The sequence below is a fragment of the Nitrospirota bacterium genome (assembly GCA_016212215.1).
GTDB lineage: Bacteria > Nitrospirota > 9FT-COMBO-42-15 > HDB-SIOI813 > HDB-SIOI813 > JACRGV01.
In genome coordinates, this window is sequence record JACRGV010000021.1 from 22,715 (window position 1) to 29,533 (window position 6,819).

General features: G+C 40.8%; 6 protein-coding genes. 2 read left to right on the forward strand and 4 right to left on the reverse strand.

What is annotated here, in order from left to right; genetic code table 11:
- Positions 1-230: 230 nt before the first annotated feature.
- Positions 231-1,118 (reverse strand): hypothetical protein, encoded by an 888-nt coding sequence (locus HZA08_02485; GenBank protein MBI5192292.1) that lies wholly within the window; start codon positions 1,116-1,118, stop codon positions 231-233.
- 736 nt (positions 1,119-1,854) lie between these two features.
- Between HZA08_02485 and HZA08_02490 the strand changes: the two genes are divergently transcribed.
- Together HZA08_02490 and HZA08_02495 are read left to right on the forward strand one after the other, a co-directional pair.
- Positions 1,855-2,061 (forward strand): hypothetical protein, encoded by a 207-nt coding sequence (locus HZA08_02490; protein ID MBI5192293.1) that lies wholly within the window; start codon positions 1,855-1,857, stop codon positions 2,059-2,061.
- The gene (locus HZA08_02495) at positions 2,028-2,348 is read left to right on the forward strand and encodes a type II toxin-antitoxin system RelE/ParE family toxin (GenBank protein MBI5192294.1); all 321 of its coding nucleotides are present in this window, start codon (positions 2,028-2,030) and stop codon (positions 2,346-2,348) included. The genes HZA08_02490 and HZA08_02495 overlap by 34 nt, the downstream gene beginning before the upstream one ends.
- Before the next feature lie 20 nt (positions 2,349-2,368).
- On the opposite strand, the gene HZA08_02500 is transcribed toward HZA08_02495, so the two are convergent.
- The 3 genes from HZA08_02500 to glnE all read right to left on the reverse strand — a co-directional run bounded on the left by HZA08_02500 (position 2,369) and on the right by glnE (position 6,293).
- Positions 2,369-2,746 carry a hypothetical protein gene (locus tag HZA08_02500; protein MBI5192295.1) on the reverse strand — a complete coding sequence of 126 codons (378 nt, stop codon included), beginning with the start codon at positions 2,744-2,746 and terminating at the stop codon, positions 2,369-2,371.
- The gene (locus HZA08_02505; GenBank protein ID MBI5192296.1) at positions 2,746-2,997 is read right to left on the reverse strand and encodes a hypothetical protein; all 252 of its coding nucleotides are present in this window, start codon (positions 2,995-2,997) and stop codon (positions 2,746-2,748) included. Before HZA08_02505 ends, HZA08_02500 begins: the two co-directional genes overlap by 1 nt.
- A gap of 125 nt (positions 2,998-3,122) precedes the next feature.
- On the reverse strand, positions 3,123-6,293 hold the full coding sequence (gene glnE, locus HZA08_02510) for a bifunctional [glutamate--ammonia ligase]-adenylyl-L-tyrosine phosphorylase/[glutamate--ammonia-ligase] adenylyltransferase (protein MBI5192297.1): 3,171 nt from the start codon (positions 6,291-6,293) through the stop codon (positions 3,123-3,125).
- Positions 6,294-6,819 lie beyond the last annotated feature (526 nt).

A 6,819-nucleotide genomic window follows, 5' to 3' on the forward strand; every position in this document is an offset into this window, starting at 1 on the left:
GGCGGGGTTTTCTTACCCCGCCGGTAGAGATTTTCGGATGAACTCCCATGAACCGAGGGTTCACAAAGGGCCATGAAAATCAGCGGGACAGGAATGTCCCGCCTATCCTCGTAGAAATGGATAGGCGGGGTTTTCCAACCCCGCCGGAGGTGATTTTCGAGTGAACCCCTCTGAGCATATTTATCTCCATTGACCTTGTGATTAATAACTCTTCTAAGCATCTTCCTGCGTCAGGCCCCCACCCTGAACATGTAATAGACTAAAATGTGAAGAAACATGATCGCAAACATTACCATTGCAAGAGGTACATGCAATACATGCCAGTAATGAAGGAGGCGATGGGAGGTTGTAAGCAGGTTTTTACGTCTGATCAATAAGCCCTTCTTCTTTATACAGTAGATCACCTCTTTCCTTGTTTTTCTATCTAAGTGGTGCTGTTTTCTAATCAGACCGCTTACGCGGAAGATCATAAAAATATTTTTAACATCTGTCTTAACCATATATAATAATGCAATCAAAGGTGAAATATCTTTACCTTTATCATCAGCAGTTGTGATGGATTTCAATGTATCAGACAATGCCTTTTGCCCTAAGTGTTTGCCGAGTTCTTTATCAAATGCATCTATCTTAGTCTCAATTTCTTTAACACCTATCTCAACACCGGAGATATCACGTGGTATCTGCACATATATGTATCTTCCCAATATTCCAAAGATTACGGTTACAACCATACACCAGAAACTCGTGGCTATAAGGCCACCGAATTTAAAGGTCGTATGAAAGGTCACAAGTATCGGCCCCAAAATCCCTAAAAAAATATGTGATGAAAGCCAGTGACGCATAGAACCAAAAGACCTTAAAAAAGGTATCCGTTTCCTTACACTGTAGAGCATCATTACAACCATCATTAACGAGCCTGTCCAGCCGACCGGATGCCATATACCCTTACTCGGCTCGTATATCACCGGATAGTCTTTCAGATAACCATGGCTATGCAGGTAAGACAGCATACTCTGATCAGGTATGTATTTTTGGGTGTAGCTTTCATAACTTCCCACACAAATCGTAATTATTACTGTGATAATGAGAACCCATTCAAAGATGTTTGATTTCTTCACCAGTAGAACCTTTTAAACATCAAATAAACAGAGATTAAATTACTATTACTAAGCAAAGGATACATTGTTTCTATGAAAACATTTATACTACTACCTGCATTAAACATACATTAACCATTGTTGTATTACTGTTTTCAGATAGATATATACCCCCAAAAAGTAACTAATAACACTTAATGAGCACATTTTGGGATTTTATTCCCAAATTTAGCTTTTGTCAAGATTTCAATTCGATGTGAAACGCCCATGAGGGGGGGAATGAAAATCAAAAATCAAAATGTACAAGTCCTGAGGCTTATATGAAATATGGGGTCAGGTCTTGAAAAATCACTTTTTATTCCATTAATCCCTTAATGCTTTACTTACTGCAGTATATGAAATAAACGGGACTGAAATAAACGGGACGGTTCTATTTAATTGAGAAATCATGTAATAAAAATAAATTGGGGTCTTGAAATATCACTTTATATTTTCTGAATCCTTTAAGGTATTGCACACTACGTACAAGAGTATTGGGAAGTTTCAAATGCAACACCTGCTTAATTTTATTCGCCACCAGCCCCACCATCACCATATTAGGGTGTTAAAGTGGCCGGTTCTCATTATCTCTGTAGTCGCCACATTTGCTATCCATCTATTCATAATGAATTCGGGAAAATGGTGATTAATTTCCATTTTTGTTTGTTATTTATGCTAAAATAGGCGTAAATAATATTTGCAGGAGGTAGTAAAAGATATGAGTATTATTAAAGAACAAATCATTGAATTAATTAAGGGTCTTCCGGAAGATGCAACATTAGAAGATCTTCATTACCATCTCTATGTACGGGAGAAGGTTGGAAGAGGCTTGCAGGCTATTGAAGATGGAAATGTAGTTTCACAGGAAGAGGCGGAGAGAAAGGTTGAAGAATGGTTAAAGTCATCTGGACAGAGCCAGCGTTAACTGATCTCCTTGAGATTATTCAATATATAGGTAGAGATTCCAAGGTTTATGCAGCGAGATTTGGGACAAAAGTTGTAAAGGCCCCACGTATATTGGAAGAATCTCCTCAGAGCGGTCGAGTTGTTCCTGAATTTTTTGATGGCACTATTCGAGAACTTATTTATGGATCGTACCGTATTATCTATAAATATAAAGCAGAAGAACCGGCTTGTTATATTGTCGCTGTAATACATGGAAGCAGGGACATCCTTAGACATCTTAGGCCAGGAGAGTGGAATATCGAATAAAGAGGCTGCTAATGGTTTTTTTATTTTCCAATGATAAAAGCACTAATCTCATTTAGAACATCTTTTAGGGAAGGCATTGTTGATTGAATTACTTTATTGGTAGTATGTTTATGGTGAGGAAAGGAAGCAATCTCATGATGATGTGGGGCATTATCGTAGCGAAAAATAATTTGCCCATTTTTGCCCATATAATGGAATCTGTATTTATCAATAGTGACTGTATTGAGGATATTATTAGCAAAGATAGCAATCTCAAGGACTGAAGAGTCTATGAAGATAAAAGTACCCTTTAAATAAACCGTTTCACTATCAGGGCCGAACTGCTTTTGAATATTGGAGGATAAAATACATGGTGTGTTAGTGATAGTCTTTTCTATATTTTCAACGAATTTCTGCATTACCGGACAGCGGAACGAATGGCAGTCTGGGTCTTTTGCCACTGTGCAAGGAGTTTTGTAAACGCGTACCAATCAAAGTAATCAGCATCATCCCCTATCTGGCCAGCCTCAAACTTTTTTAAAAATGTTTGGGTACTAAGATTATATTTTTGCTCAAACTCCTTTACTGCTTTTTTGTAAAAAGCAATAGCGTTTGAGTATAAAGCGTACTCACGTTTTAGCGAGATTTTAATTTCGTTTGCTAATTGCATACCATACTTATAAACCAGTGTGCGTACTTTAGTCAAGCAATTCAATTGAAAATTCTATGGTGTCAGGCATTGATTTGAAATATGTTGAAATATGGGGTCAGACGAGACTTAAGTGGATACCCAATTTATCCTGCAAACACCTCATTCATTATCCCCCTCACATCCTTCCTGTATGCCTCGTATGCTTTAATAAGCCTGCGGGCGGCTGAGAGGCGTTTGGTGTCTTTATAATCCATTCTCATGGCAAGTGATGCAAGGGTATCGGGATTTTTGGGGAGGAGGTGGGAGGGCATGTTGTGTACGATTCTAAGGCGGCTCTCAAGTGTGCGGAGGAAGGTGTATGCCTTCTTGAGTTTAAAATAATTGTCCTTTGACAGCACACCCTCTTTGTAGAGCAGTTCAAGTGATGTAAGGGTATTTGTAACTCTTATGGCCGGATATTGAGAGCCGTGCAGGAGTTTCAGGTATTGCACAATAAACTCTATATCCACGATTCCGCCTGGGCCGACTTTTATATCATAATGCTCATCATCTTCCTTGCTGACCTCTCTCTCCATCCTCTGGCGCATATCCCGAATGTTCTTTCTCAGGAATTCCTTATTATGCCTTCGATATGTAAGGTTTTGGCATCCTGTTATAAATTCCTGTCCGAGTGTCTCATCCCCTGCAATAATCCTTGCCCTTGTAAGATACTGGAACTCCCATGTATCCGCATGGTCTCTGATGTAGGATATAACCCCTTCAATAGACTGACAGAGCGGGCCTTTGGTACCGGATGGCCTCAGCCTGACATCCACCTTAAAGACCGTACCCTCTCTTGTTATTGAAGTAAGTGCTGACATTATCTTGCTTGATAAAAAGGAGAAATACTCAGCATTTGATATTGAGTGTTTGCCCTTGGTCTCACCTTCACCGGAATATATAAATATCAGGTCAAGGTCAGACCCGTAAGTAATCTCTTCACCCCCAAGTTTCCCCATCCCAACAACGCAGAACCTTGCAGTGGATGCCTTTTCCGGTTTATTCATGGGTTTAGACATTGGGCGTCCATAAGTTCTGCCCAGCTCTTCCTCTGCTATGATTACAGCCGCATATACTGAACAATCTGCAAGTGCAGACATATTTTTTGAGACCTCAGCCGTAACTGCATAACCCAGAATATCCGTGTAGCCGATACGCAGCTCCTCTGTATATTTAAACTTCCTGAGGGTATCAAGTTTTTCAGTGTATGATTGTGCATTTCTGATAGCGGTAAAAAGTTCATCCTGAAGGGCCTTCTTAGTCCTCTTTTTCAGCATCTCTTCAGGGTCAAGAAAAAGGTCAACAAGCTCAGTGTGTCTCATCACTATCTTTGAAAGATATTCACTACTGCTGAAGAGCCTTATTACAGCCTCAATTGCCTGCGGGTTTTCTTCAAAGAAGGAATAGAGCGTCTCTCTGGCACCTGCTGATGAGATAAGTGCCTCAAGATTATTGAGTGCAAGGTCAGGGTCAGAGAATGAAGTCATAAGATTAAAAAATTTCGGGAATATCCTTGAAAATATCTGCCTGCTCCTCGGTGTCTGGTGACTGAATGCAGGCCCGTCCCTTAATAATATTATATTTCTGTATGCCTTTCTTGCGTCCTTAAAATTATACTTTGAAAGCAGATGAATGGCCTCTTCCTCAGGGACAACATCGCCAATAACAATTTCACAGGCACCCTCTTCATCCATCGGCCCCTCTTCTGCTGTTTTCTTAACAAACAGGCCGTCATAAATCTTCCGCACAGCCTTTGTGCAAGATAGGTAATCCTTCATAAGAAATTCATCTGCCCTGCTCCTGCCTTTGTCTTTATACCCAAGCCTTCTTGCAAGTATATAGAGTTCCTTAGCATCATTAGGCATGACATGTACCTGTCGTTCACCGACGATCTGCACCCCATGTTCAATCCGGCGCAGGAGGTGATATGCATTTGACAGAATACCCTCCTCATCGTAGGAGATGAAGCCCTTCTGTGCAAGCCTGTGCAAGGCACGCAGTGTATTCTTTTCCCTAATCCACGGCTCTTTTCCTCCGTAGAGTAGCTGTAATGCCTGAACAAAAAACTCTATCTCCCTTATCCCGCCATACCCGAGCTTGACGTCATTTAAGTCTTTACCTTTTACTGCAATGTGTTTATCAATCTTTACCTTCATATCCCTGATCTCGTCTATAGAATTAAAATCGAGATATTTTCTGTAGACAAATGGCTGTATCATTGAGAGAAATGCCTTACCAAGATTTTCATCCCCGGCAGATGGCCTTGTCTTTGATAATGCCGCCCTCTCCCATGTCAGTCCCCATGATTCATAGTAGACCTCATAACTCCTTAGCGAGCTTGCTAAATCACCCTTGTCACCTTCCGGCCTGAGCCTCGTGTCTACCCTGAATACAAAACCCTCTTCCGTAACATCCCCGATTATGCGGCTGACCATCTCTGATAATTTTACATAGAACTGATGATTGTTTAATTGTCCCGTGCTTGTCTCCCCTCTGTCAGAGGTGTACAGGAACATAATATCAATATCAGAACTATAATTTAACTCCTCACCCCCGAGTTTCCCCATACCGAGGATTGTGAAGGCACAGTTATGCGTGTTCCCATCCACATCCGTATACATGGGCATCCCGTAACGTTTAATCAGGTCATTGTTGCAGAACTCATAGGCAATCTGGAGGCAGATGTCTGCAACAGCAGATATTTCCTGTGTGACTTCTGAAAGGATTGCATAACCGAGCATGTCCCGCAGTGCAATGCGAATGTATTCCTTTTTCCTGAATCTCCTCAGTAATGACTTGATATCGTTTATTGAAGTCCTAACGGTTGATATCTGTTTACGGAGGTAGTCAAGCTGGGATTCCTTATTAATCGCCTGCCTGAGTAGGTTTGGTATAGAAAGCCAGACAAGATATTCCTGTGGTGCTGAAAACAGGAAATTGGATAGATACTGACTACTGCCGAACAGAAAGAGTAATACAGGGATTAACTCACTTCGGTCTGTAAGGTATGTATACAACCTCTCTTTATCTTCATAAAAAACGACAAAGCGCTCAAGATTATTAAGCGACATGTCAGGGTCAGGAGATGCTATGCATGACTTTAATACTGCAGGCATTAACTTCCTGAATATCTGTTGATCTTCTATGTCTTTGAAGAGGAGATGAAGGTTTACACCCGCCTTACGGCCGTCACTGAAACCTGTCTCAGACAGAAGTGTGGAGAGCCTTTCCGCTTCTCTGAAATTTTTTATTATTTCTTTTATTATTTTATTCAAAGGATTAAACCTGCCACTTTTTCTTATGCCATGTAATTTGCTTTTTCGATGACAGAATATCAGGATGAGATTTTGCAGTCAATGGGAAACAGCCTTCACAGGGCAATAGGGAAAGCATTCTGTGCCTCATTAAATTTGACATCAAAATTTGTATCTGTTACGTTGTGACCCACAATAGCAAAGAAGATTCATGAAATCATTTACAATACAATCCTGAAACCGTCTGATATAAAGAAAATTAACAAAAGGTGAAGGCTATCATACTGAATTCAAGAAGATGAATATAGCAAGAGGTAATAAGGTTGAAGGTAGAAGTAAGAGGCAAGAAAAAACTGAAATATCCCCCCCTTTGCTCAAGGGGGGGGGGAGAGGGAGGCTAACGTTTATTCCCTCCCCTTCAAGGGGAGGGGTAGGGTGGGGATGGGGTTGATTTTCGGATGAACCGTCATGAGCGGGGCGCTCACAAAGGGAAATGAAAATAGTAAACAGTAAGCAGTGAGCAGTAAACAGGAAAGGCAGTCTTTAT

Bases quoted from the DNA above. Each gene is read 5' to 3' on its own strand.
- HZA08_02490 (MBI5192293.1), top strand. From the start codon at position 1,855: ATGAGTATTATTAAAGAACAAATCATTGAATTAATTAAGGGTCTTCCG.
- HZA08_02495 (MBI5192294.1), top strand. From the start codon at position 2,028: ATGGTTAAAGTCATCTGGACAGAGCCAGCGTTAACTGATCTCCTTGAG.
- HZA08_02500 (MBI5192295.1), bottom strand. From the start codon at position 2,746: ATGCAGAAATTCGTTGAAAATATAGAAAAGACTATCACTAACACACCA.
- HZA08_02505 (MBI5192296.1), bottom strand. From the start codon at position 2,997: ATGCAATTAGCAAACGAAATTAAAATCTCGCTAAAACGTGAGTACGCT.